The organism is Acidovorax temperans (assembly GCF_006716905.1).
Taxonomy (GTDB): Bacteria; Pseudomonadota; Gammaproteobacteria; order Burkholderiales; family Burkholderiaceae_C; genus Acidovorax; species Acidovorax temperans.
In genome coordinates, this window is record NZ_VFPV01000002.1 from 156,209 (window position 1) to 182,319 (window position 26,111).

The following is a 26,111-nucleotide window of genomic DNA, read 5'->3' on the forward strand; positions in this document are numbered from 1 at the left end:
AGCGCGCGACCCGGTTTGTTTCATGGGCTCTGATAGGGAAAAGAGGCTCTGGCGCTCTCCCAACAAGCGCAAACAGCTACCAAAATAAGAGCAAACGAGCCACTCAGCGCGACTTCAGCGCCATGAGGTGCGCCAGCGGCAACGCCCCGCTGGCCTTGACTTCGCCCAGCGAGAAGCTGGTGTGCATGTCTTTCACGTTGGGCAGGTTCAGCAGCACATCGCGCGCAAACTGCGAAAAGCTGTCCAGGTCGCGCGCCACCACTTGCAGTTCAAACGTGCCGGTGCCGCTGATGTAGTGGCAGGCCACCACTTCGGGGATCTGGCGGATGGCTTCCTCCATCGCCCGCGTCAGGTTGCCGGTGCTGCGGTCAGCATCCAGCCGTACGAAGGCCAGCACGCCCAGGCCGATCTTGTGGCGGTCGATTTCGGCGCGGTAGCCTTTGATGAAGCCTGCTTCTTCCAGCGCCCGCACCCGCCGCCAGCACGGCGCCGCCGAAAGGCCCACGCGCTGGGCCAGCTCGGCGTTGGTCAAACGGGCGTCGGCCTGCAATTCTTGCAAGATGGCGAGGTCGTATTTGTCAAGAGTGTTCATGTTTTGCCAATTTTAAGAAAGATTCTTTCTGAATCAAGGGTAAACACGGCATAAAAACGAAAGCACATATCCCGGCGCAATCCCTACACTGCGCTGCACACCATTGAAAAATGCTGCGCCGCCGCCCACAAGGCGCGTTGCGCGAGCAGCCACCCCACAGGAACCCGCCATGAATGCCCCTCTGCCCGACTCCATCCGCAAAGCGCTGGAGACCGTCACGCTAGACGACAAATACTCTTTAGACAGTGGCCGCGCCTTCATGAGCGGCGTGCAGGCCCTGGTGCGCCTGCCCATGCTGCAGCGCCAGCGCGATACGGCGGCGGGGCTGAACACGGCGGGCTTCATCAGCGGATACCGCGGCAGCCCGCTCGGCACCTACGACCAGGCGCTGTGGGCGGCCAAGAAGCACCTGGCCGAAAACCACATCGTCTTTCAGCCCGGCGTGAACGAAGAGCTGGGCGCCACCGCCGTGTGGGGCACGCAGCAGCTTGACCTGTACCCCGAGAAGAAGAAATACGACGGCGTGTTCGGCATCTGGTACGGCAAGGGCCCGGGCGTGGACCGCTGCGCCGACGTGTTCAAGCACGCCAACATGGCGGGCACGTCCAAGCACGGCGGCGTGATCGCGATTGCGGGCGACGACCACATCAGCAAGAGCAGCACGGCCGCGCACCAGAGCGACCACATCTTCAAGGCCTGCGGTACGCCCGTGTTCTTCCCCAGCAGCGTGCAGGAGATTCTGGACATGGGCCTGCACGCCTTTGCCATGAGCCGCTTCTCAGGCGTGTGGTCGGGCATGAAGACCATCCAGGAAGTGGTGGAGTCCTCCAGCAGCATCAGCGTGGACCCGGACCGCGTGAAGATCATCCTGCCCGAAGACTTCGCCATGCCGCCCGGTGGCCTGCACATCCGCTGGCCTGATGCGCCGCTGGAGCAGGAAGCGCGCCTGATGGACTACAAGTGGTATGCCGCCCTGGCGTACATCCGCGCCAACAAGCTCAACTACAACGTCATCGAAGGCAAGCAAGACCGCTTCGGCATCATCGCCAGCGGCAAGGCCTACAACGACATGCGCCAGGCCCTGGTGGACCTGGGCCTGGACGACGACACCTGCCGCAGCCTGGGCATTCGCGTGCACAAGGTCAACGTGGTGTGGCCGCTCGAAGCCACCATCACCCGCGACTTTGCCCAGGGCCTGCAAGAGATTCTGGTGGTGGAGGAAAAGCGCCAGGTCATCGAGTACCAGCTCAAGGAAGAGCTGTACAACTGGCGCGCCGATGTGCGCCCCAATGTGCTGGGCAAGTTCGACGAAGTGCCGGGCGACAACTCGGGCGGCGAATGGAGCATGCCCAACCCCAGCCAGAACTGGCTGCTGCGCCCCAAGGCTGATCTGACCCCCGCCCTCATCGCCAAGGCGATTGCCAAGCGCCTGAAGAAGCTGGGTGTGCCCGAGCAGGTGGTGCAGCGCATGGACGCCCGCCTGGCCATCATCGAAGCGCGTGAACGCGCACTGGCCGAGACCCAGGTGGACCCTTCCGGCGACCGCACGCCCTGGTTCTGCAGCGGCTGCCCGCACAACACCAGCACCCGCGTACCCGAGGGCTCGCGCGCCGTGGCCGGCATCGGCTGCCACTACATGGTCAACTGGATGCCCGACCGCCGCACCAGCACCTTCACGCAGATGGGTGGCGAGGGCGTGACCTGGGTGGGCCAGCAGCCGTTCACCCACGAAGAGCACATCTTCTCCAACCTGGGCGACGGCACGTACTTCCACAGCGGGCTGCTGGCCATCCGCCAGAGCATTGCGGCGGGTGTGAACATCACCTACAAGGTGCTCTACAACGACGCCGTGGCCATGACCGGCGGGCAGCAAGTGGGCGAGCGCCCCGAGGGCCACTCGGTTCTGCAGATCATGAACAGCCTGAAGGCCGAGGGCGTGGCCAAGCTGGTCATCGTGACGGACGAGCCGCAGAAGTACGACGGCGTGGCCTTGGCCCAGGGCGTCACGGTGCACCACCGCGACGAGTTGGACCGCATCCAGCGCGAGCTTCGCGAGATCAAGGGCTGCACGGCCATCATCTACGACCAGACCTGCGCCACCGAAAAGCGCCGCCGCCGCAAGCGCGGCAAGCTGGCCACGCCCGACAAGACCGTGGTCATCAACGAGCTGGTGTGCGAGGGCTGCGGCGACTGCTCGGTGCAGTCCAACTGCCTGTCGGTGGAGCCGGTGGAGACCGAATTCGGCCGCAAGCGCCGCATCAACCAGAGTACCTGCAACAAGGACTACTCGTGCGTGAAGGGCTTCTGCCCCAGCTTCGTCACGGTGGAAGGCGGCCAGCTCAAGAAGCCCAAGAAAGACAAGAAGGGAGACCTCTCGGCCCTGCCTAACATTCCTGAGCCTGTACTGCCCGTGGCCGATGTGGCCTGGGGCATCGTGGTGGCGGGCGTGGGCGGCACGGGGGTGATCACTATTGGCTCGCTGCTGGGCATGGCGGCCCACCTGGAGGGCAAGGGCGTCATCACGCAAGACGCCGCAGGCCTGGCCCAGAAGGGCGGCGCCACCTGGAGCCACATCCAGATCGCCAACCGGCCCGATGCCATCTACACCACCAAGGTCGATACCGCCAAGGCCGATCTGGTGATTGGCTGCGACGCCATCGTGGCCGCCAACAAGGCCACGCTGGCCGTGCTGCAACCGGGCCGCACTTTTGTGGCGCTGAACACGCACCGCACGCCCACGGCTTCGTTCGTGAACAACCCCAACTGGCAGTTCCCCGACGCGCATTGCGACACGGCCATCACCAGCGCGCTGGGCGACGGCAGCGTGGGCAGTTTTGACGCCGAACAGGTGGCCACGCAGCTGCTGGGCGACAGCATCTACACCAACCCGCTGCTGCTGGGCTACGCCTGGCAAAAGGGCCGCGTGCCGCTGACCCTGGCCTCGCTGATGCGCGCCATGGAACTCAATGGCGTGCAGGTGGAAAACAACAAGGCCGCCTTTGAATGGGGCCGCCGCTGCGCCCACGACCTGCCCGCCGTGCAGGCACTGTTCCAGGCGGCACAGGTGATCCAGTTCGTGAAGAAGCCCGCCCTGGCCGACATGATCGCCAAGCGCGTGGACTTCCTCACCGGCTACCAGAACGCCGCCTACGCCGCCGACTACCAGGCCTTTGTGCAAAAGGTGCAGGCCGCTGAGGCGCAACTGGGCACCACCACCCGCCTGACCGAGGCCGTGGCCCGCTACCTGTTCAAGCTCATGGCGTACAAGGACGAGTACGAAGTGGCCCGCCTGCACACCGACAAGGCGTTCATGGACAAGATCGCCGCGCAGTTTGAGGGCGACTTCAAGCTGGTGCACCATCTGGCGCCGCCCCTGTCGGCCGCCAAGAACGAGAAGGGCGAACTGGTGAAGAAGCCCTACGGCCCCTGGATGCGCAACGCCTTCGGCCTGCTGGCCAAGATGAAAGGCCTGCGTGGCACGGCCTTCGACGTCTTTGGCAAGACCGAAGAGCGCCGCACCGAGCGCGCCCTGATCGTGGAATACCGCGCCTGCATCGACGAGCTGCTGGCCGGCCTGACCGCCGACAAGCTGGCCCTGGCGGTGGAGATTGCGCGCATTCCGGAAGACATCCGTGGCTACGGCCATGTCAAGGAGCGCCACCTCAAGGCCGCGCGCGCCAAGTGGAATGGTCTGATGGCGCAGTGGCGCAGTCCTGGTGCGCCTGCCCAGCGCCAGGCGGCCTGAGCCTTTGCGAACTGGCACCGCCGTGGCACGGCGGTGTCGGTGAAATCGTTTGCTATTAAATTAATAGCTTCTGGCGCTTGATGGATAAGCGCCAGAAGCTATTTTTATGGATAGATGAAAACCCCCTGTGGTCAGCCAACCCCCCCAGGCCCATCCGGTCTTGGGTGATGACATAGGCGCCGCATACAATGTCCGGTTACCCCATGGCGGGCGCCCAGGGTCCCGAATGGGGAATTCGTTGCATAAAGACGCCGAGCATCGCTGCCAGGCCGCGTTGCCAATCCTCGCGATAGCGATGGCTATCGCTGTGGTTGGCGCCTTGCCTGGCGACGATTTCGGCCTCTTTATTGCATCAACGAACTCCCCATTCGGCACCCTCCGCTGGCTGTGTGGAATTTCGAATTTTTGATCCTCTGCTGGGAGTCCTTGACGTGTTTATTTCTTCTGCTTTTGCCCAAACCGCACCTGCTGCAGCCTCTGGTGGTGGCGACATGATGTCCACGCTCACGGGCATGCTGCCTCTGGTGCTGATGTTCGTGGTGCTGTACTTCGTCATGATCCGTCCCCAGATGAAGCGCCAAAAGGAACACCGCGCCATGATTGACGCGCTGGCCAAGGGCGACGAAGTGGCCACCGCTGGCGGCATCATCGGCAAGGTCACGCGCCTATCCGAAGGTTTCCTGCACATCGAGATCGCCAACAACGTGGAAGTGCAGATCCAGCGCAGCGCCGTGGTGCAAGTGCTGCCCAAGGGCACGGTGAAGTAAAGAACCTGAAGTCAGGGTGTGGCAGCGGTGGTAGCTGCCAGCCTTTGTCAGGGGTAGCGGCCACTGCGTCGCCCGCCCCGATAGCTTTCCGTGAGGTAAGAGCGCGATCATGAACCGATATCCGGTCTGGAAGTGGGCGATCCTGGTGATCGTGCTGCTGGTGGGTGCCTTGTACAGCCTGCCCAATTTCTTTGGTGAAACGCCTGCGGTGCAGGTTTCTGCGGTCAAGAGTGGCGTCAAGATTGACGACGCCGTGGCGCAGCGGGTGGAGCAGGCCCTGGCCGCCGCCAGCCTGACGGCCGAGCGGGTGGCGGTGGAAGGCACTTCGGTGCGCGCACGCTTCGACACGCTGGAAAACCAGCTCAAGGCGAAGGACGTGATCCAGAAGGCCCTGGTGCCCGATGCGAACGACCCGAGCTTCGTCGTCGCGCTCAACCAGATTTCACGCACCCCCGCATGGCTCAGTGCCATCCATGCCCGCCCCATGTTCCTGGGGCTGGACCTGCGGGGCGGCGTTCACTTCATGCTGCAGGTGGACATGCAGGCGGCCCTCACCAAGAAGGCCGAGGCCTATTCCGGTGACATCCGCACCGCGCTGCGCGAAAAAAATGTGCGCCACAGCGGTATCTCGCGCGACGGCCAGACCATCGACATCAAGGTGGCCGACGAAGCCACCCAGAACACGGTGCGCAACATCATTGCCGACCAGTTTGCCGACTTGCAGGTGGTGAGCCAGCCCGATGGCGACGGCCTGCGCCTGCGCGCCAGCATCAAGCCCGAGGCCGCTCGCAAGGTGCAAGAGCAAGCCGTCAAGCAGAACATCGTCACGCTGCACAACCGGATCAACGAACTGGGTGTGACCGAGCCCGTGATCCAGCAGCAGGGCCTGGATCGCATCGTGGTGCAACTGGCCGGCGTGCAAGACACCGCCCAGGCCAAGGACATTCTGGGCCGTACGGCCACGCTGGAAGTGCGCATGGTGGACGAAAGCACCGAGGCGCGCGCCGCCGAGCAAGGCCGTGGCCCTGTGCCCTTTGGCACCGAGCGCTACCCAGAGCGCAGCGGCCAGTCGGTGATCGTGAAGAAGCAGGTCATCCTGACCGGCGAAAACCTGACCGACGCCCAGCCCGGCTTTGACAGCCAGACGCAAGAGCCCACCGTGAACCTGACGCTGGACGCCAAGGGCTCGCGCATCTTCCGCGACATCACCCGCGAAAACATTGGCAAGCGCATGGCCATCGTGCTGTTTGAAAAGGGCAAAGGCGAAGTGGTGACGGCCCCTGTCATCCGCTCTGAAATCGGTGGTGGCCGCGTACAAATTTCGGGCCGCATGACCACGGCCGAGGCCAACAACACCGCGCTGCTGCTGCGCGCCGGCTCGCTGGCCGCGCCCATGGAAATCATCGAGGAATACACCATCGGCCCCAGCCTCGGTGCCGACAACATCGAGCGTGGTATCCACAGCGTGGTGTGGGGCTTGGCTGCCATCGCTGCGTTCATGTGCGTGTACTACCAGCTGTTTGGCGTGATCTCCAGCATCGCGCTGGCGGTGAACGTGATGCTGCTGGTGGCCATCTTGTCCATGCTACAGGCCACGCTCACGCTGCCCGGTATTGCTGCCATGGCGCTGGCCATTGGTGTGGCCATCGACTCGAACGTGCTGATCAATGAACGTGTGCGCGAAGAGCTGCGCGCTGGCGTGGCCCCGCAAGCGGCCATCCACACGGGCTACGACCGTGCCTGGGCCACGATTCTGGACTCCAACGTGACCACGCTGATCGCGGGCCTGGCCCTGCTGGCTTTTGGTTCGGGCCCCGTGCGCGGTTTTGCCGTGGTGCACTGCATCGGTATCTTGACCAGCATGTTCTCGGCCGTGTTCTTCTCGCGAGGTCTGGTGAACCTGTGGTACGGCCGCCAGAAAAAGCTCAAGAGCGTTTCCATCGGCCAGGTCTGGAAGCCTGAGTCGGACGCCACTGCCGTGGCCAAGTCGCAATAAAGGAGGAAGACATGGAATTCTTCCGAATCAAAAAAGACATTCCCTTCATGAAGCACGCGTTGATCTTCAACGCGATCTCCTTCATCACCTTTGCACTGGCAGTCTTCTTCCTGCTCACCCGTGGGTTGCACCTGTCGGTGGAGTTCACCGGTGGCACGGTGATGGAAGTGGCCTACAGCCAGCCCGCTGAGCTGGCCAAGGTGCGTGAGACGGTGTCTGGCCTGGGCTACACCGATGTGCAGGTGCAGAGCTTTGGCACGCCCCGTGATGTGCTGATTCGCTTGCCCGTGCAAAAAGGTGTCACATCCGCCCAGCAAAGCGAGCAGGTGCTGCAGGCGCTCAAGGCGAACGATGCGGACGTGACTCTGCGCCGCACTGAGTTTGTCGGTCCTCAGGTGGGGGAAGAGCTGGTGCACGGGGGCCTTATGGCGCTGGCCTTTGTGGTGCTGGGCATCGTGATCTACCTGGCCTTCCGCTTTGAATGGAAGTTCGGTGTGGCGGCCATCATCGCCAACCTGCACGATGTGGTGATCATTCTCGGCTTCTTTGCCTTCTTCCAGTGGGAGTTCTCGCTGTCGGTGCTGGCGGCTGTGCTGGCCGTGCTGGGCTACTCGGTCAACGAGTCAGTTGTGATTTTTGACCGGATCCGTGAGGCCTTCCGCAAGTACCGCAAGATGACCACCTCAGAGGTGATCGATCACGCCATCACCAGCACCATGAGCCGCACCATCATCACCCACGCCTCGACCGAGGCGATGGTGCTGTCTATGCTGTTCTTTGGTGGCCCCAGCCTGCATTACTTTGCCATGGCGCTGACCATCGGTATCTTGTTCGGTATCTATTCCTCGGTGTTCGTGGCCGCCGCCATTGCCATGTGGCTGGGCGTCAAGCGGGAAGACCTGGTGTCGGCACCGCGCAAAGAAGGTGGTGATCCGAACGATCCCAACGCTGGGGCGGCCGTTTGAGCCGGTAATATCGACGCATGCAATCCTCTGAAACGCTCGTAGCGCAACGCCGCCTTGCGCGCCAGGCACGGCAGCGTTTCGTCGAGGGTTTGTGCGCCAGCCTGCCTGACCTGCACAAAACGGTGGGTGAGTTCCTGTCGGCGCTGATGGCGCAGACGGGCACCCAGCGAGAAATGCAAACCCGCCGCGATGCCTGGCTGCTGTACCAACAGCACCAGGCCGCATGGCTTGACGGCACCGCCAAGGCGTGGCGTGATGCGGTATTGCCCGCCTCCAGCGCTGGCCCGGGTGGCCGCGCGGTGAATCTCTCCTTCGAGTTGCTCAGCGACGATGTGGTGGAAAACAAGATCGTCGCCTCTCGCATGGCCCTCACGGTGGCCGAGCAGGTCAGCCAGCAGTTCGACTCCTTGCGCCAGCGCACCCAGGTGCTGGAGGGGCAAGACATGGACAGCACCGACATCTTGCGGGCGGAGACCATCTGCCTGAATCTGGTGGAGCAGTGGGTGGAAGCAGGGTTGCCTCGCACCGATTTGCTGCGGGTGATTGATCCGCTGCAGCGCGAGTTGGCCAACCAGGTGCAAAAGCACTACCAGGCCGTCAACGTCTTTTATGTGGAACAGGGCGTGGCTGCGCCCACGGACATGCGCAACCGTGTTCGCCGAACCACCGCAGGGGCTTCGGGCGCCGCGGCCTTGGGGGCGGACCGATCCGATCGCGTGGCTGGCCCTGCGTCAGGCCGTGGTGAACCCCTGCGGCGCCCCCCTATGGGACCCATGGGTGGCTCCATCCCACAGGTGCCTGGGTCGTACCCCGCGATGGCGGGTGGTGGTTTGGGCGCCGTCACCGGCATGACTCCCTTGATCCGTGCCCGGCAACGGGCGCAGGGAGTGATGGGGCAACTGCGCCGCCTGTTGTCCCAGCCTGTAACGGGCTTTGACATGACCCAGGCACCGCCTGCCTCGGCGGCGCTGGCGCATGCACTGTCGGCCCAGCGCGTGCAGGCGGAAACGCATTACAGCGGCATGGTCACCATTGCGGAAGATTACAGCCCTGCGGCGGTAGTGCAGGTGGCCGGGGCGGTGCGCGAGCGTTCCGCCGAGCTGAAGAAAAAAGCCGTTACCCCTGGTGAGAAAGCCATCATCGAGGTGGTGGCGCTGATGTTTCAGAGCATTCTGGCGGAAGACCGCATTCCGCCGGCCGTGCGCGTGTGGTTCGCCCGCCTTCAGGTGCCCGTGCTGCGTGTGGCGCTGGCCGAGCCGGAGTTTTTCAGCAACCTGGATCACCCCGCACGCCAGCTCATTGATCGCATGGGCGCTTGTGTGATGGGCTTTGATGCCACCGCCATCAACGGCAGCGCACTGGAGGCGGAAATTCGCCGTGTGGTGCAGGTGATTGAGCAGTACCCGGAAACGGGGCGGCGGGTGTTTCAGCTGGTGCACGAGGAGTTTGAGAAATTCCTCTCCAAATTTCTCACTGAAAAGCAGGCCACTTCACGTTTGGTCAGCGTGGCCCAGCAGGTAGAGCAGCGCGAGACGCTGGCCATCCAGTACACCATCGAGTTGCGCACCATGCTGCGCGATATGCCGGTGCGTGATGAGATCCGCGAGTTCCTGTTCAAGACCTGGGCTGAGGTGCTGGCACTGTCGGCCGTGCGCGACGGCGCGCAGCACGCCGACACCGTCATGTTCAAGCAAACCGCGGCCGACCTGGTGTGGGCGGCCAGCGCCAAGCCCAATCGCAGCGATCGTGCGCTGGTGATCCAGCAATTGCCGGGGCTGCTGCAACGTTTGCGCCAGGGCCTGACCTTGATCGGCGTGACGGGCGCGGACCAGGACGCCACCGTCAAGGTCTTGACGGATACCCTGGCGGAAGCCTTTCTCTCCAAGACGGCCAGCATTCCGCAAGCCCACATCGAGGCGATGTCCAAGCGTCTGGCCAACCTGGAAGACTTCATCAACGATGCCACCTTGGGTGACATGCCGTTGAATTCTGAAAGCATCGAGATGATGCTGGGCATCGATGCCTCGTCGATCTTTGTCATCGCTGACAACGACGCACCTGTGGACGATGCGATGGTGGCCTGGGCCCAAGAGCTCAAACCCGGCACCTGGTACACGCTGGACCACAACGGCTCTTCTGCCCAGGTTCAGTATGTGTGGCAGAGCAAACGCAAGCAATTGCACTTGTTTGCTGCCGTGGATGGCAGCAGCTACCTGATCCAGCTGCGCAGACTGGCGGCGTACCTCCAAAGCGGGCTTCTGGTGGCCCAGGATGAAGAAGGCCTCACCATGCGCGCCACCCGCGACGCCTTGGCCAAGCTGGACGCTAACCCGGAACGCTTGCTCGACTGAGCCCGACAGCGATCTCTGCGTTTTGGCTCACCGCCAGCCTGGCCTATCTCGCGTTCAGCCCCGCCCCACCCGCTGGAACAGTGCACCGGGCAAACGGGCGACCACACCGTCCAGCTCCAGTTCCAGCAATTGCACTTGTAGGCTCGCGGCATCCATTCCCGTGCGGTTGACCAAGGCATCCAGCCCGACGGGGTCGTAGCCCATGGCTTGCAACAGCGCACTTTCCCGGGGTGCAGTCGCAGCAGGTTCGTCCGTACCGACGGCTGTGTCGTCAGCCGTGAATGAGCTGGCGGCCGGTAGCGCCCAACGGCATTCTTCGAGCACGTCTTGTGCACACTCCACCAGCTTGGCCCCTTGCTTGATGAGGGCGTGACAACCCCGGGATTGCGGGGCGTGGATCGAACCCGGAATCGCAAACACCTCGCGTCCTTGTTCCGTCGCCAGCCTGGCGGTGATCAGTGAGCCAGACGCCAGGGCTGCCTCCACCACCAGCGTGCCCTGCGACAGGCCTGAAATGATGCGGTTGCGCTTGGGAAAGTTGGGGGCCAGCGGGGGGGTGCCCAGAGGGTACTCGCTCACCAGCAAGCCGTGCCGGGCAATGCGGTGCGCCAAGTCGAGATGGCGGCTGGGGTACACGCGGTCCAACCCTGTTCCCACCACGGCGATGGTCGTGGGTGCGTCGCCTTCTTTCAGGGAACGATCTGGCGCGATAGGGGCCAGAGCGCCTTCATGGGCTGCCGCATCCACGCCCAGTGCGAGACCCGAGACGATCGTGAGCCCTGTGGCCCCCAATGCCTTCGCAAATTGGTAGGCGTTGTCCGCGCCTTGCGCCGTAGGGTTTCGGCTACCCACCACGGCCAGGCAGCGCCCTTCGGCGAAGGGCTGACCTTGCACCACAGCGCGGGCGCCCACCACGTAGAGCATGAGCGGCGGGTCCTCGGTGTCGAGCAGTTTCTTGGGATAGCGCACATCCCCCAGGGTGATGATGGCGCGCGCAGTGCCTTCGGCCAAATCGCTGGCGTGCAGCCATTGCCAAGTCTTTTCCAGCAATTCAGACCACGATGGGGGCACCGTGACCAGAGCGCGTGCATGCCGCTCGCTGACGCACTGGCTCAGAGCTGCCTCGGTTTGTGCAAAGAGGGCCGTGGGCAGCCCAAAGGTGGCCAGCAATTTGCGCGCGGTCTGGTTGCCGATGCCCGGTGTGGTGGCAAGCCGCAGCCATGCGCCTAGTTCATCGCGGTCCATGAGCGGGCTCAGAGGAAGATTGAGAGGCTACGTAAAAACGGGGCCCACAGGCCCCGTTGGATGGGGTACGCTGGTGGGCGCAACGTTTAATGGGGGTTGGCCAGACGGTCACCCACGCGCACACCGGTGCGCACGTCCAGCAGCAGTGCGTAGGAAACGCGCTCGAACGTCAGGAACACCATGGCCAGGCCATTGTGCTCACTGGGCAGCTTGATGGTGGGCTTGCCCTCTGCCGTCGTGTCCCTCACGCGGTCGCCCTGGGTGAGCAGCGTCAGCACATGGCCTGGCTCCATGCCCTGGGCGGTTCCCATGTTGATGGCGACCACCTGGTTTTGCCCAGCCACGGCGACGGGGGTGGAGCCGTAGATCGACACCACCCGTGCATTCACGCTGGTCTGGGGCTCGTGCGGAATGTAGTTTTTGAAGGTGCGGGGTGGCTCGGGCAGCATGCGGTCACCGGCGCGAATTTCTTCCTTGGTGGATGTGATGTCCACCGTGGCGGGCACGGGCTCTTGCTTGAGGTTGCCCTTGCCGTCGCTGATTTCTTCCGTGGTTTCGCTGCGCGCGAGTTCGGCGTTGCCCAGGTAACGTGCTTCATAACCCAGCACCTCCCCGGTAACGGGGTCCTTGAGCGGAATGGCTTCCCGGAAGACGCGGAAGCTGCGGGGCTGGCCGGGTTTGGTGCTCAGCGGTGCGTCAGGGTTGCCGCGTGCGTACACCCGGTCGCCAGCGGCCATCAGCACACGTTGGTCGGTGGTGGCGACGAGGCGCGGGGCTTGCTCGATGGTGGCGGCATCAGCCACCAGCGGCTCCACCAGGAACGGTGCGATCAGGTGGGTCTTGAGCGTGGGCAGCGCCAGGCTGGCAAGGCTGTCTGTGCGGGTGCGGGGTGACAGGCGCACTGTGTCGGACCCGCCCGTGGGCTGGGTGCGCAGGCGCGCGTAGCCATCGCTCTTGTCAAGGTACAGCGTTTGCCCCGGGAAGATCAGGTGCGGATTGGGCAGCGCCTTGAGGTTCATGCCCCACAGCTCTGGCCAGCGCCAGGGGCTCTTGAGGTACATGCGAGAAATATCCCACAGCGTATCGCCACGTTTGACCACATAGGTGTCTGGCGCGTTGGGCGCCAATTCAGACACGGGAACACCTTTTTCAGCCACCTGATGGGCAGTGCTGCGCTGGGCATCGGTAATGGGGTATTTCTGGGCGAAAGTAGGTGTGCAGGTAAAAGCGGCAATGACTGCCAGCGCTCCCAAGGCTGTTTTCTGTGCGCTGGTGAAAGCCATCCTGTTTTTCCTTTTTTGATGCATTGGTATACGCCCCCTCACTGATGCCAGCAGCCTTTTTTCCACGAAACTGCTGGCAAATACATTACAAACCATCTCAGATTCTCTGCTCAAGCCCTTGATTGGGCAATGAATATTGGCTTGGGGGCCAGCGCCTTTGCTCGAAAGTGGCGAAAATAGCGACACTTATTACCTGGTTTCATGGCAATTCTTCCTATTCTTTGTTTCCCCGATCCGCGCCTGCACAAGGTGGCAAAGCCTGTGGCAGCGGTGGATGAACGCATCCAGACCCTGGTGGCCGACATGCTGGCCACCATGTACGACGCCCACGGCATCGGCTTGGCGGCCACGCAGATCGACGTGCACGAACGCGTAGTGGTCATTGACGTATCTGAGGAGCGCGACCAGCCTCTGGTTCTCATCAACCCGGAAATCACTTGGGCCAGCCCCGAAAAGCAGGTGGGCGACGAGGGCTGTCTTTCCGTGCCCGGCATTTACGACGGCGTGGAGCGTTCCACCCGCGTTCATGTGAAGGCGCTCAACGAGAAGGGCCAGCCGCATACTGTGGAAGCCGAGGGTTTGCTGGCGGTTTGTATTCAACACGAAATGGACCACCTGCTCGGCAAGGTGTTTGTGGAATATCTGTCGCCCCTCAAACGCAACCGCATCAAAACCAAAATGCTCAAGCAGCAGCGAGGTAATCGGGAGTGAATACCTCCGCACCTGCTGCACAACCCCACCACCATGCTCCGCGCGCCCGTTGGGCGCAGGTGCTGCGTTGGCTGGCGGTGTGCAGTGCAGGTGCGGTGTGCGCTGTGATGGTGGGCTGCGCAGTGCCGGGCAAAGAGGCTCTGGGCTCCGCGCGGGCCGACGTGGCTGCGCGCCTGGGGCCACCCACCGCCATGTATCCCCGCCCCGAAGGCGGCGAGCGGTGGCAATACTCTGAACTGCCCGCAGGCGTGCAGGTCTACAACCTGGATTTCGACGCCACGGGGCGCCTGGTGCGCAATGCGCCGGCGCTGACGCAGGCCTGGCTGGAGCAGATTCCCGTCGGGCAGTGGACGGTATCGGACGTGCGCTACTGGTTGGGAGCGCCCCAGCGGGTGGAGCGCGTGGCCCGGTTTGAGGGCGAAGTCTGGACGTACCGGTTCCTTCAGCTGTCCGACCCGCGCTTTGCCTACCTTCACATCGATCCATCGGGCACAGTGCAGCGCGTGCTGTTTGTGGACGATGTATCCAACGCCCCTGACGACCGCCCATGACGGTGGCGCGGCGCCTCATTCTTGGCGCCCCTTGTGCCACCAGCCCGCGCGGGCCGTTGCCCGGCTGAGCCGTATTGCGAGAGATTTGCCATGAGAGTGATTTTTGCCGGAACCCCCGAATTTGCCCGCGTGGCCCTGGCGCGCCTGCTGGCGGCGGGGTTCACCGTGCCATTGGTGCTGACGCAGCCCGACCGCCCTGCAGGCCGTGGCATGAAGCTGCAGGCCTCCCCCGTCAAGCAATGCGCGCTGGACCATGGCATTGCTGTGGCACAGCCGCGCAGCCTGCGGCTGGACGGTAAATACCCCGAAGACGCTGCCGCCGCCCGCGATGCGTTGCTGGCTGCCCAGGCCGATGTGATGGTGGTGGCCGCCTACGGTCTCATCCTGCCCCAGTGGGTGCTGGATATGCCCGCCAAAGGTTGCCTCAATATCCACGCCAGCCTGTTGCCCCGCTGGCGTGGCGCTGCGCCCATCCACCGCGCCATCGAGGCGGGCGATGCCGAAACCGGCGTCACCATCATGCAGATGGACGCAGGGCTGGATACGGGCGACATGCTGCTGGTCGAAAAAACCCCCATTGCCCCCACCGACACCACAGCGGTGCTGCATGACCGCCTAGCCGACCTGGGTGGCCGCATGATCGTGGAAGCGCTGGAGCTGGCCGCCTGTGGTGGCCTGCAGCCCGTGCCCCAGCCTGCCGAGGGCGTGACCTACGCGCACAAGATCGAGAAGACCGAGAGCGAGATCGACTGGTCTTTGCCAGCGCATGTGATTGGCCAGCGCATTCGCGCCTTCGATCCCTTTCCGGGCGCCAGCACCGCGCTGCAAGGCGAGGCGATCAAGGTGTGGAGCTATGAAATTGATAGCTGCTCGCGCTTATCCAGTGAGCGCTGCGGGCAGATTTTGGCATCAGGCCCAGAGGGCGTGACGGTGGCTTGTGGCGAGGGCGGCGCCCTGCGCCTGACCACCCTGCAGCGCGCCGGGGGCAAGCGCCTGCCGGTGGCAGACTTTCTGCGCGGCTTTCCGCTGCCTGTGGGCCAGGTGCTGGGTGCCGGCACGGTGGCCGCGTGAGTCCGCCGCCCTGGGCAGCCGCGCAGGCCGTGATCCGTCACCCGTCGTTTCGGCTGGCGGGCAAAGACATGGCGGGCACCTCGGTGGGCATTGGTGCCTGGGGGCTGGTCACGGGCGTGGCCATGATCAAGAGCGGCATGTCGCTGCCCATGGCGGTGTTCATGTCGGTGATGGTGTACGCCGGCAGCGCCCAGCTGGCAGTGCTGCCGCTGCTCATGGTGGGTGCGCCGCTGTGGGTGGTGTGGCTCACCGCCGCGTGCGTCAACTTGCGCTTCGTCATCTTCAGCAGCATGTGGCGCAGCTACTTTGCGCACCTGCCGCTGCGCTGGCGGCTGGCCACGGGCTATTTCAGCGGCGACGTGATCTTTGTCGCCTTCATGAAGCGCTTTCCCGAGCCAAAGCCCGAGCCGGGCCAGGTGCCCTACTTCTGGGGCGCGGCCTGCACCAACTGGCTGGCGTGGCAGGTGCCTTCGCTGGTGGGCATCGCCCTGGCCAACGTGGTGCCGCTGTCGTGGGGCCTGGGTTTTGCAGGCGTGCTGGCGCTGCTGGGCGTGCTGCTGTCGCTGCTGTTTGACCGCGCCACCTGGATCGCCACGGGCGTGGCAGCTACCGCCGCCATTGCCGCGTTTGCGCTGCCGCTCAAGCTCAACATCCTGGTAGCCATTGCGGCTGCAGTGGCCGTGGGCTTGCTGATCGAGGCGGTGGAGCACCATCGCAACCCGCCCGAGTTGCTGCTGGTGCCCGCTGAAGAAGATTTGCCAGCCGATGAACAGCAGCATGTGCGCGACGGCGACATAGTGCCTGTGCGAGAGGAGCGCCATCCATGAACTGGTCCTGGGTTGAACCCGCCATTGCCATCCTCGGGCTGGCCGTCATTACCGTGGTGTCGCGGTCATTCTTCATGATCCCCGAGCGCGAGATGTCCATGCCCAGCTGGCTCAAGCGGGGCCTCAAATACGCGCCCCTGGCCGCACTCACGGCCGTGATTGCGCCAGAGATCCTCATGTCGCAGGGCCAGCTCATCAACACCTTTCAGGATGCCCGGCTGCCTGCGGTGGTGTGCGCCACCGGCTACTACTTCTGGCGGCGCGGCATCCTGGGCACCATCGTGGTGGGCATGGCGGTGTACCTGCCTTTGCACATTGGCTGGGGCTGGTAGAGATTGCACCCCCTGAGTCGCCTTCGGCGCCTTCCCCCTCTCTCGCTTCGCGGGAGGGGGACGCACCCGGTGGCCGGGCGAAGCCAGTTCCACGGGTGCTCTGGCGCAGACAGGACGCCCCCTCTGCTGCGGTTACTAAAATGGCCGCCGCGAAAGCCCTCCTTTCCCTTTACACCTCTGCTATGAACATCCTTCGCTTTTCCGATCTGTGCGCCCAGGGCAAGGCCCGCAACCAGCGCGTCTTCATCCGTGCCGACCTGAATGTGCCGCAAGACGACGCCGGCAATATCACCGAAGACACCCGCATCCGCGCCTCCATCCCCGCCATCCGCATGGCGCTGGACGCTGGTGCCGCTGTCATGGTGACCAGCCACCTGGGCCGCCCGACCGAGGGCGAATTCAAACCCGAAGACTCCCTGGCCCCCGTGGCCAAGCGCATGGCCGAACTGCTCGGCCGTGATGTGCCGCTGGTCGCCAACTGGGTGGACGGCGTGCAAGTGGCCCCCGGCCAGGTCGTGCTGCTGGAAAACTGCCGCCTGAACGTGGGCGAGAAGAAGAACAAGGAAGAGCTGGCCCGCAAGATGGCTGCGCTGTGCGACATCTTCGTGAACGACGCGTTTGGCACGGCCCACCGCGCCGAAGGCACCACCTACGGCATCGCACAGTTCGCCCCCATCGCCTGCGCAGGCCCGCTGCTGTCGGCTGAAATCGATGCCCTGACCAAGGCCCTGGCCCAGCCCCAGCGCCCCCTGGCCGCCATCGTGGCGGGCTCCAAGGTGTCCACCAAGCTCACCATCTTGCAAAGCCTGGCCGACAAGGTGGACCAGCTCATCGTGGGCGGCGGCATTGCCAACACCTTCATGCTGGCGGCAGGACTGCCCATCGGCAAGAGCCTGGCGGAGCCCGACCTGCTGGACGCCGCCAAGGCCGTGATGGCCGCGATGAAGGCCCGTGGTGCTGAAGTGCCAATCCCTACCGACGTGGTCGTGGCCAAGACCTTTGCGCCTGACGCCCCCGCCACCGTGAAGGCGGCCACGGATGTGGCCGAAGACGACATGATTCTGGACATCGGCCCCGAGACGGCGGCCCGCCTCGCAGCCCAGCTCAAGTCCGCTGGCACCATCGTCTGGAACGGCCCTGTGGGCGTGTTCGAGTTTGCGGCCTTTGAAAACGGCACCAAGCAGATCGCCCAGGCGATTGCCGAATCGCCTGCCTTCAGCATTGCGGGCGGTGGCGACACGCTGGCTGCGATTGCCAAGTACGGCATCGAAAAGCAGGTGGGCTACATCTCCACCGGCGGTGGCGCTTTCCTGGAAGTGCTGGAAGGCAAGACCTTGCCCGCCTTCGAGATTCTGGAAAAGCGCGCAGCCGGAAACTAAAACATTCCGCGCGTCGTCAACAGGTTCTAAGGGCCACCCTGCGGGGTGGCCTTTTTCATGGGCAGACCTGCACGAACAGGTTCCAAGGACCCCGCCCAGCGGCACCCACCTAAAATCACTCCCATGACCTTCATCGACACACTGCGCACGGCCACCACGCAAAACCAATCCATGCTGTGCGTGGGCCTGGACCCAGAGCCCTCCCGTTTCCCCTCCCACCTGAAGGGCGACGCCAGCAAGATTTACGATTTCTGCGCGGCCATCGTCGATGCCACGGCCGATCTGGTCTGCTCGTTCAAGCCGCAGATTGCCTACTTTGCCGCCTACCGGGCCGAAGACCAGCTCGAACGCCTGATGGAGCACATGCGCCGCACGGCGCCCCAGGTGCCGGTGATTCTGGACGCCAAGCGCGGCGACATCGGCTCTACCGCGCAGCAGTACGCCAAAGAGGCATTCGAGCGCTACGGCGCCGACGCCGTCACGCTCTCGCCTTTCATGGGTTTTGACTCCATCGAGCCCTACCTGGCCGCCTACCCCAGCAAGGGTGCTTTCTTGCTGTGCCGCACCTCCAACCCCGGTGGTGACGACCTGCAAAACCAGCGCCTGGCCAGCATCGAAGGCCAGCCCCTGATGTACGAGCACATTGCCAAGCTGGCCCAGGGCCCCTGGAACCTGAACGGCCAGCTCGGTCTGGTGGTGGGTGCCACTTACCCGCAAGAGATTGAGCGCGTGCGCAGTATTGCGCCCACGCTGCCCCTGCTGATCCCCGGCGTGGGCGCGCAGGGCGGCGATGCCGTGGCCACCGTGCGCGCAGGCCTGCGCAGCGACGGCCCCATCATCGTGAATTCTTCGCGTGCCGTGCTGTACGCCTCTTCGGGCGACGACTTTGGCGCGGCCGCCCGCGCCGAGGCGCTACGCACACGCGCGGTGCTGGAGGCCGCTCGCAGCGCCTGAGCGCGCGCCCCGAGCCGTCCTCATCGCCTGCGGCCCCACCCGTTCCACCCAGGAAGCCTCGCCCATGCAACTGAAATGGCTGGAGGACTTCGTGGCGCTGGCGCAGGAGCGCAGCTTCACCCGTGCGGCCGAGCTGCGCCATGTCACCCACCCGGCCTTTGGGCGCCGCATTCGCGCGCTGGAGTCCTGGGCGGGCACACCGCTGATCGAGCGAGAGGCCGGCCCCGTCAAGCTCACGGCTGCGGGCCAGGCGTTTCTGGACACCGCGCTGCAGATGACGCGCCACCTCGCGCAGTCGCACGACGAACTCATGGCCATTGCCGGTCGCCAGGGCCGCACCGTGACGCTGTGCACCGGCCGCACCCTGGCGCGCACCATCGTGGCCGACTGGCTGGTGCGGCTGCGGCCCTATCTGGCGGATGGTGAGTTGCGCATCTCCACCCGTTCGCTGGCGGATGCGGTGCATGACCTGCAGCACGGCCTGGCCGACTTTTCCATCCTGTACCACCACCCCTCGCTGGTGGTGCCGCTGGACGGCAGGCAGTTCGAGCACGTTGCGCTGGCCACGGACCGGCTGCTGCCCGTTTCACGCACCGATGCCAGCGGTGCCCCGATGTACTTCCTCGAAGCGGGCTGCGCGCCCGTGCCTTACATCGCCTACGACCGCACCCTTGCGCTCGGGCGCCTGGTGGAAGACCTGCTGGCCCACCACCCCCTGGCCGCCCACCTCAAGCGGCTGGTGGAATGCGATTCGCCCGATGCCAACTACGAGTACGTGCGCAAAGGGCTGGGCGTTTCATGGCTGCCCTGGTCTGTGGTGCATGCCGACGTCAAATCGGGCCTGCTGGCCCCGGCCGGTGGCAAGGGGCTGGAGGTGAAGTTTGATGTGCGCATGTTCCGCCCCAAGCGCCGTTTCAGCGCCTTGGCCGAGTCTCTCTGGTCCACCATCGCACGCCGCTAGTAACGAATCTCCAACTCGGGACACTGGGGGCAGGGCACCTGACGCAGCGCAGTCGCCGGGCCGAAAAGGCTGGTTTCGGTGCCGTTTTGGCACCGCAGTGCCCGGCCGTGCTTCGCACAATGGGTGTTCCATTCCCATCGAGGAGATCACCATGCGTCCTGTTCCATCGGCCCTGCGCCGCAGCGTTTTTCATTGGGCGGTCGGTGCACTGGCTGGCCTGGCCCTGGCGCCTGCAGCCTTTGCGCAAGCCCCGGCTTACCCCAGCAAGCCCATCACCATCGTGGTGGGATACCCGCCGGGCGGCAGCACGGACCTGATGGGCCGCATGGTGGGCACCGAGCTGTCCAACCGCCTGGGCCAGCCCGTGGTGATTGAGAACATCGGTGGCGCGGGCGGTGCCATTGGTGCGCAGAAGGTGGCCAGCGCCCAGCCTGATGGCTACACGCTGCTGGTGGGCGCGAGCAATGAGCTGGCCATCAACAAGCTGGTGACCAAGAAGGTCAAGTACGACATCAAGGACTTCACCGCCATTGGCCTGGTGGCCTCGCAGCCGCTGGTGCTGGTGGCCTCGCCCGCCTCGGGCGTGAAGAACGCGGCAGATTTCATCCAACTCGTCAGCAAGAACCCCGGCAAGTACAGCTACGGCAGTTCGGGCGTGGGCACATCGCTGCACTTGGCGGGCGAGATGCTCAAGAGCCAGGGCAAGCTGTTCATGACGCACATTCCCTACCGCGGCGTGGCGCCGCTCACCAACGACTTGGTGGGCAACAACCTGGAGTTTGGCGTGTTCGTGCTCTCCAGCGGCCTGCCGCACATCAAGAGCGGCAAGGTGATCGCCCTGGGCACCACCGAGGCCAAGCGCTCACCCATCACGCCCGACATTCCAGCCCTGGCTGAATCGCCCCAGTTCAAGAACGTGGACATTGGCGTGTGGTTTGCCCTGATGGCCCCTGCCAACCTGCCCAAGCCCGTCCACGACAAGCTGCGCAAGGCGTTGACCGATGCGCTGCAGTCACCCGAATTCCGCAAGAAGCTCGAAGCCACAGGCTCGGTGGTGGCTTCGCCCACCGTGGACACCGACAAGTACATCGCCAGCGAGATCGACAAGTACCGCAAGATCGTGCAATTCGCCAAGATTGAAGAATGAACATGACCCCGAACAACGCACCTGCCCCGCTGCACTTCGCTTTGCCGGTGCCGGACATCAGCGCCTGGCGTGCCGGCAACACCGGCGTGGAGGGCGTGTGGCACTTTGACAGCGGCAAGCCCGGCCGCAACGTCATGGTCAGCGCGCTGGTGCACGGCAACGAGCTGTGCGGTGCCTGGGCGCTCAAGGGCCTGCTGGAGGCCGGTGTGCGGCCCGAGCAGGGCAGCCTCACGCTGGCGTTATGCAATCTGGCAGCCTTTGACCGCTTTGACGCGGCCCACCACGACGCCTCGCGTTTTGTGGACCAGGACTTGAACCGCCAATGGCTGGACGAGCGCATGGACGCTGGCGACAGCAGCGAGCGCCGCCGCGCCGCCGCGCTGCGGCCTTTTGTGCAGCGGGCCGACTGGCTGCTCGACATTCACTCCATGCACGAGCCCTCGGCGCCGTTGCTGCTCACGGGTGTGCAGCCGCGCAACCTGGCGCTGGCGCGGGCCATGCGCGCGCCCGAGCACATCGTGGTGGACGCCGGGCACAAAGATGGCGTGCGCATGCGCGACTACGGCCGCTTCGGTCTGCCTGATGACCAGGCGGGCGACACCCGTTCGCTGCTGATCGAGTGCGGCTTCCATGGCGACCCGGCCAGCCTGCACGTGGCCCAGGACCAGTGCGTGCGCTTTATCGAACAGTCGGGTGTGATCTCTGCCGCAGCGCTGGCGCAGCAACTGCCCGGCTGGCGCCTGCCCGATGCGCCCCGTCAATGGGCGCTGGAAGTGACCCAGCCCGTGGTGGCCCGCAGTGCGGCATTCCGGTTTGTGGAGCCTTTCACCGGGCTGGAATGCATTGAGAAGCAAGGCACGGTCATTGGCGACAACGATGGTGAGCCGGTGCTCACTCCGTACGACGATTGCGTGCTGGTGATGCCGTCCACGCGGCAGGCGCAAAACGGCGTGACGGTGGTGCGCTACGCTCGGCGCACCTTGCTGTAAACCGGCCGGGGTGCCGTTGGCCCACGGCCCGGGGGGCGTCAGTGTGAGCGTCAGTGCGTGGGACGCCCGGCCTCGATCTGGTTGCGCACCAGCTGCGCCAGCGCCATGTCGCCGGGGGTTTCGGGCGTCCAGGTGTCCACGGGGCGCGGGGTGCCATGTTCGTCGGGCGAGACGAACACCGCCACGCAGTGCGTCACCTCCTGGTAGGCCTCGCTGATCTGCGGGCCGCTGCGCACCTCAATGAAGATGTTCATGCTGGTGGTGCCCGTGTAGGCCAGGCGGGCTTCCACCTCCACCAGGGCACCAGCCACCACGGGGTGCGCGAAGCGGATCTTGCCAAAGCTGGCCGCCACGCAGGGGCTCTTGGCCCACTGGTGGGCCACCACGGCAGCGGCTTCGTCAATCCACTTCATGACGGTGCCTGCGGCCACGCGGCCGCCGGGGCTGTCGGCAGAGGCTTCTGCCACAAAACGCAAGATGGTCGAGGTGGTGGTCATGGGCTGCTGCGGGGCCACGCTGGCCCGCAAAAGTTCTTCATGCGTCCCATTATTCATGAGAGCCGCGACAGGGTGGCCGCCGTTGCCCGCCTGAATGTGACCGTTTGTAGGGGCGAGGCAGCCCGCCGCACTGGCAGGCTTGCCAGCGCGGCGGGGCTTTTTTGCTATTGAATTAATAGCTGGTTGCACTTGCTGGATAAGCGCTGGAAGCCGATTTCTTCTCAACCCCCACAGATCAAGGCGCAGGCGGCTGGATGCCCAGGGCCGCCAGTTCTTCGGGGCTGAACACCCGCGAACGGGTGTGGAAGGCCTTGCCCTCCGGCCCCTCCAGCGAGAAGGTGCCGCCACCATGCCCGTCGATCACATCGATGATGAGCTGCGTGTGCTTCCAGGTTTCGTACTGGGCCTTGCCCATGTAGAAGCGGCAGCCGCCGATGTCGCCCAGGTACACATCGCCCGCACCCATGGTGATCTCGCCGGGCAGGTAGCAGTTGGCGGCGCTGTTGTCGCAGCAGCCCCCGCTTTGGTGAAACATCAGGTCCTGCCCATGCTTGGCTTGCAGCAAGGCCAGCAGCTCCAGCGCGGCGGGCGTGGCCACCACCCGTGGGGGTGGCGGGGTGCCGTTGGGGTGTGCGGAATCCACGGCCACGGTGTCAGGCCGTCATGGCCCCACGGAAGATGCCTTCAATGTCCGCCTGCGTGGCGGTGCGCGGGTTGGTCAGGCCGCAGGCATCTTTCAATGCATTGGTGGCCAGCAGCGGAATGTCCGCTTCCTTCACGCCCAGGTCTGCCAGGCATTTGGGAATGCCCACATCCAGCGCCAGCTGGCGGATGGCGGCGAGGCAGGCTTGTGCGCCCGCTTCGGCGTCCAGCCCCGCCACGTTCACACCCATGGCGTGGGCCACGTCGCGCAGACGTGCGGCCGATGTGGGCACATTGAACGCCTCCACATGCGGCAGCAGCAGCGCATTGCACACGCCGTGGGGCAGGTCGTAAAAGCCGCCCAGCTGGTGCGCCATGGCATGCACATAGCCCAGCGATGCGTTGTTGAACGCCATGCCGGCCAGGAACTGCGCATACGCCATCTGCTCGCGGGCGTTCAGGTCGTCGCCATGGTTCACGGCGGTGCGCAGGTGGCGGGCAATCAGCTCCACCGCCTTCAGCGCGCAAGCGTCGGTGATGGGCGTGGCGGCGGTGGACACATAGGCCTCCACCGCATGGGTCAGCGCGTCCATGCCGGTGGCGGCGGTCAGGCCCTTGGGCTTGGCCAGCATCAGCTCGGGGTCGTTGACGGACAGGATGGGCGTGACGTTGCGGTCCACGATGGCCATCTTGATGTGGCGTGTCTCGTCGGTGATGATGCAAAAGCGCGTCATCTCGCTGGCCGTCCCCGCCGTGGTGTTGATGGCCACCAGGGGCAGCTGCGGCTTGGCCGAGCGGTCCACGCCTTCGTAGTCGGCAATCTCGCCGCCGTTGGTGGCGCACAGGGCAATGCCCTTGGCGCAGTCGTGGGCCGAGCCGCCGCCCAAAGAGATCACGAAGTCGCACTGCTCGGCCTTCAGCTGCGCCAGCCCGGCGCGCACATTGCCCACCGTGGGGTTGGGCTGGGTGCCATCAAACACCACCGAGGCAATTTGCTGCCCGGCCAGCTGGGTCTGGATGCGCGCCGCCACGCCGAGCTTGCTGAGCACGGCGTCGGTAACGATCAGCGCCTTGCGAAAGCCGTGACCCTTCAGGGCCACCATGGCTTCCTGCAGACAGCCTGCGCCCATGATGTTGACACTGGGCATGAAGAACGTACTGGTCATCGTGAACCTCCTTGGTAAGGTATGGGGAAAGGGTTGGGTCGGTGTGTCGCAGCAGGGCGGGGCTGCCCTTGCCTTGGGGTGCTGCGGGTCGATCCGGGTCCGCCATGCGAGTGGCGGGGCGGTCGGCCCGGGGCGTGAGAAGCAGGTCTCAGCGCCCAAGGCAGGGGGTTGCTTTGCCAAAATCATACGCCCGCTGCGGCTTGGCAAAGCGGGGGGCTCAGGCCATCCGTTGACCCCCGTCAAATGGGCTTAAAAGAAGCCCAGCTTGTTCTCGCTGTAGCTCACCAGCAGGTTCTTTGTTTGCTGGTAGTGGTCCAGCATCATCTTGTGGTTTTCGCGGCCAATGCCCGATTCCTTGTAGCCGCCAAACGCGGCGTGCGCGGGGTAGGCGTGGTAGCAGTTGGTCCACACGCGCCCGGCCTTGATGGCGCGGCCCATGCGGTAGGCCACGTTGCCGTTGCGGCTCCACACACCGGCGCCCAGGCCGTACAGGGTGTCGTTGGCAATCGCCAGCGCCTCGGCCTCGTCCTTGAAAGTGGTCACGGCCAGCACGGGGCCGAAGATTTCTTCCTGGAAGATGCGCATCTTGTTGTGGCCCTTGAACAGCGTAGGCTGCACGTAGTAGCCGCCTTCCAGGTCGCCGCCCAGATGGGCCTGGCCGCCACCGGCCAGCACTTCAGCGCCTTCCTGCTTGCCCAGCTCCAGGTACGAGAGGATTTTGGTGAGCTGCTCTTTGCTGGCCTGCGCGCCCATCATGCTGTCGGTGTCCAGCGGGTTCTGGTGCTTGATGGCGGCCACGCGCTTCAAGACACGTTCCATGAACTTGTCATAGATGCTTTCCTGGATCAGCGCACGCGATGGGCAGGTGCAGACCTCGCCCTGGTTGAAAGCAAACAGCACCAGGCCTTCAACGGCCTTGTCCAGAAACGCATCGTCCTTGTCCATCACGTCGGCAAAGAAGATGTTGGGGCTCTTGCCGCCCAGCTCCAGCGTGGCGGGGATGAGGTTGTTGGCGGCAGCCTGCGCAATCACGCGGCCGGTGCTGGTCGAGCCGGTGAACGCGATCTTGGCAATGCGCTTGCTGTTGGCCAGCGGCATGCCTGCCTCGCGGCCAAAGCCGTTGACGATGTTCAGCACGCCGGGGGGCAGCAGGTCGGCAATCAGCTCGGCCAGGATAAGGATGGAGATGGGGGTGCTCTCTGCGGGCTTGAGCACCACACAGTTGCCCGCGCCCAGCGCAGGGGCCAGCTTCCACGCGGCCATCAGGATGGGGAAGTTCCACGGAATGATCTGGCCCACCACGCCCAGCGGTTCCTGGATGTGGTACGCCACCGTGTTCTCGTCGAGGTTCGACAGGGCACCTTCCTGCGCGCGCACGCAGCCCGCAAAGTAGCGGAAGTGATCGACGGTGAGCGGAATGTCGGCGTTCAGCGTCTCGCGGATGGCCTTGCCGTTGTCCACCGTCTCGGCGTAGGCCAGCAGCTCCAGGTTTTGCTCGATGCGGTCGGCAATTTTCAGCAGGATGTTGCTGCGTGTGGCGGCATCGGTCTTGCCCCAGGCGTCGGCGGCGGCGTGGGCGGCGTCCAACGCCAGTTCGATGTCTTCAGCGGTAGAGCGGGCGGCCTGGGTGTAGACCTTGCCACTCACCGGCGTGATGACATCAAAGTACTGGCCCTTGACGGGGGGCACGAATTTGCCGCCGATGAAGTTGTTGTACTGGGGCTTGTAGGCGATCTTGGCGCCAGCGGCGCCGGGGGCTGCGTAAACGGTCATGTGTTGTCTCCTGTCAGTGTTTTGGACATCTGCTGCGCGTGTTGCGGCGGCAGATGACAGCACCTATACAAGACCCATGCCAGCCCTTGCATGCCTGCTGGGCAAGGGTTGCTTGCGCGCTAAGTGGCTGATTTGTTTGGGTTTTGGTGTGTGAGGGCTCGGAGTTG

General features: G+C 64.5%; 22 protein-coding genes. 15 read left to right on the plus strand and 7 right to left on the minus strand.

The features are described 5' to 3' along the window. Positions 1–103: 103 nt before the first annotated feature. Positions 104–592 (minus strand): Lrp/AsnC family transcriptional regulator, encoded by a 489-nt coding sequence (locus BDD18_RS08865; RefSeq protein WP_142082774.1) that lies wholly within the window; start codon positions 590–592, stop codon positions 104–106. A gap of 169 nt (positions 593–761) precedes the next feature. Here BDD18_RS08865 and BDD18_RS08870 point away from each other — a divergent pair, with 169 nt between their 5' ends. The 5 genes from BDD18_RS08870 to BDD18_RS08890 all read left to right on the plus strand — a co-directional run bounded on the left by BDD18_RS08870 (position 762) and on the right by BDD18_RS08890 (position 10,416). Beyond that, entirely contained in the window at positions 762–4,337 is a 3,576-nt protein-coding gene (locus BDD18_RS08870; RefSeq protein WP_142082776.1) for an indolepyruvate ferredoxin oxidoreductase family protein, read from the plus strand. A gap of 431 nt (positions 4,338–4,768) precedes the next feature. Next, complete coding sequence (gene yajC / locus BDD18_RS08875) at positions 4,769–5,104, plus strand: preprotein translocase subunit YajC (protein WP_142082777.1); 336 nt, start codon at positions 4,769–4,771, stop codon at positions 5,102–5,104. A 109-nt stretch (positions 5,105–5,213) separates the two neighbouring features. Next, complete coding sequence (gene secD, locus BDD18_RS08880) at positions 5,214–7,100, plus strand: protein translocase subunit SecD (protein WP_066788898.1); 1,887 nt, start codon at positions 5,214–5,216, stop codon at positions 7,098–7,100. 11 nt (positions 7,101–7,111) lie between these two features. Beyond that, positions 7,112–8,065: a protein translocase subunit SecF gene (gene secF / locus BDD18_RS08885; protein ID WP_066695417.1), complete on the plus strand. Its 954-nt coding sequence runs from the start codon at positions 7,112–7,114 to the stop codon at positions 8,063–8,065. 17 nt (positions 8,066–8,082) lie between these two features. Beyond that, the gene (locus BDD18_RS08890) at positions 8,083–10,416 is read left to right on the plus strand and encodes a DUF1631 domain-containing protein (RefSeq protein ID WP_142082779.1); all 2,334 of its coding nucleotides are present in this window, start codon (positions 8,083–8,085) and stop codon (positions 10,414–10,416) included. Between the two features lie 54 nt (positions 10,417–10,470). Here BDD18_RS08890 and dprA read toward each other — a convergent pair whose 3' ends face one another. Both dprA and BDD18_RS08900 read right to left on the minus strand, forming a co-directional pair. Continuing rightward, positions 10,471–11,661, minus strand: coding sequence for a DNA-processing protein DprA (gene dprA / locus BDD18_RS08895; RefSeq protein WP_142082781.1), 1,191 nt, complete (start codon positions 11,659–11,661; stop codon positions 10,471–10,473). Between the two features lie 86 nt (positions 11,662–11,747). Beyond that, entirely contained in the window at positions 11,748–12,968 is a 1,221-nt protein-coding gene (locus BDD18_RS08900) for a LysM peptidoglycan-binding domain-containing protein (RefSeq protein WP_142082782.1), read from the minus strand. Between the two features lie 177 nt (positions 12,969–13,145). Here BDD18_RS08900 and def point away from each other — a divergent pair, with 177 nt between their 5' ends. The 10 genes from def to BDD18_RS08950 all read left to right on the plus strand — a co-directional run bounded on the left by def (position 13,146) and on the right by BDD18_RS08950 (position 21,866). Beyond that, positions 13,146–13,655, plus strand: coding sequence for a peptide deformylase (def, locus tag BDD18_RS08905; protein ID WP_044394985.1), 510 nt, complete (start codon positions 13,146–13,148; stop codon positions 13,653–13,655). Then, positions 13,652–14,206 (plus strand): hypothetical protein, encoded by a 555-nt coding sequence (locus BDD18_RS08910; RefSeq protein WP_244939047.1) that lies wholly within the window; start codon positions 13,652–13,654, stop codon positions 14,204–14,206. The genes def and BDD18_RS08910 overlap by 4 nt, the downstream gene beginning before the upstream one ends. Positions 14,207–14,296: 90 nt before the next feature. Further along, complete coding sequence (fmt, locus tag BDD18_RS08915; RefSeq protein ID WP_142082784.1) at positions 14,297–15,277, plus strand: methionyl-tRNA formyltransferase; 981 nt, start codon at positions 14,297–14,299, stop codon at positions 15,275–15,277. 68 nt (positions 15,278–15,345) lie between these two features. Further along, complete coding sequence (locus BDD18_RS08920) at positions 15,346–16,104, plus strand: AzlC family ABC transporter permease (protein ID WP_082758761.1); 759 nt, start codon at positions 15,346–15,348, stop codon at positions 16,102–16,104. Continuing rightward, positions 16,101–16,436 (plus strand): AzlD domain-containing protein, encoded by a 336-nt coding sequence (locus BDD18_RS08925; RefSeq protein WP_066695433.1) that lies wholly within the window; start codon positions 16,101–16,103, stop codon positions 16,434–16,436. Before BDD18_RS08920 ends, BDD18_RS08925 begins: the two co-directional genes overlap by 4 nt. Positions 16,437–16,618: 182 nt before the next feature. Continuing rightward, on the plus strand, positions 16,619–17,815 hold the full coding sequence (locus BDD18_RS08930) for a phosphoglycerate kinase (protein WP_142082786.1): 1,197 nt from the start codon (positions 16,619–16,621) through the stop codon (positions 17,813–17,815). Positions 17,816–17,938: 123 nt separating this feature from the next. Further along, a complete protein-coding gene (gene pyrF / locus BDD18_RS08935; protein ID WP_142082788.1) occupies positions 17,939–18,769 on the plus strand; it encodes an orotidine-5'-phosphate decarboxylase in 831 nt (276 codons plus the stop codon). Positions 18,770–18,833: 64 nt separating this feature from the next. Continuing rightward, positions 18,834–19,730 (plus strand): LysR family transcriptional regulator, encoded by an 897-nt coding sequence (locus BDD18_RS08940; RefSeq protein ID WP_142082790.1) that lies wholly within the window; start codon positions 18,834–18,836, stop codon positions 19,728–19,730. Between the two features lie 151 nt (positions 19,731–19,881). Next, the gene (locus BDD18_RS08945) at positions 19,882–20,877 is read left to right on the plus strand and encodes a Bug family tripartite tricarboxylate transporter substrate binding protein (protein ID WP_142082792.1); all 996 of its coding nucleotides are present in this window, start codon (positions 19,882–19,884) and stop codon (positions 20,875–20,877) included. Positions 20,878–20,879: 2 nt separating this feature from the next. Continuing rightward, on the plus strand, positions 20,880–21,866 hold the full coding sequence (locus BDD18_RS08950) for a M14 family metallopeptidase (RefSeq protein WP_420837312.1): 987 nt from the start codon (positions 20,880–20,882) through the stop codon (positions 21,864–21,866). Positions 21,867–21,916: 50 nt separating this feature from the next. On the opposite strand, the gene BDD18_RS08955 is transcribed toward BDD18_RS08950, so the two are convergent. From BDD18_RS08955 to exaC, 4 genes are all read right to left on the minus strand, one after another. Further along, positions 21,917–22,363, minus strand: coding sequence for an acyl-CoA thioesterase (locus tag BDD18_RS08955; protein WP_066785759.1), 447 nt, complete (start codon positions 22,361–22,363; stop codon positions 21,917–21,919). Between the two features lie 235 nt (positions 22,364–22,598). Next, a complete protein-coding gene (locus tag BDD18_RS08960) occupies positions 22,599–23,012 on the minus strand; it encodes a DUF779 domain-containing protein (protein WP_420837313.1) in 414 nt (137 codons plus the stop codon). Between the two features lie 4 nt (positions 23,013–23,016). Beyond that, positions 23,017–24,171, minus strand: a complete 1,155-nt coding sequence (gene yiaY, locus BDD18_RS08965; RefSeq protein ID WP_142082795.1) for an L-threonine dehydrogenase — start codon at positions 24,169–24,171, stop codon at positions 23,017–23,019. 249 nt (positions 24,172–24,420) lie between these two features. Beyond that, positions 24,421–25,944, minus strand: coding sequence for an acetaldehyde dehydrogenase ExaC (gene exaC / locus BDD18_RS08970; RefSeq protein ID WP_142082797.1), 1,524 nt, complete (start codon positions 25,942–25,944; stop codon positions 24,421–24,423). Between the last annotated feature and the right edge of the window lie 167 nt (positions 25,945–26,111).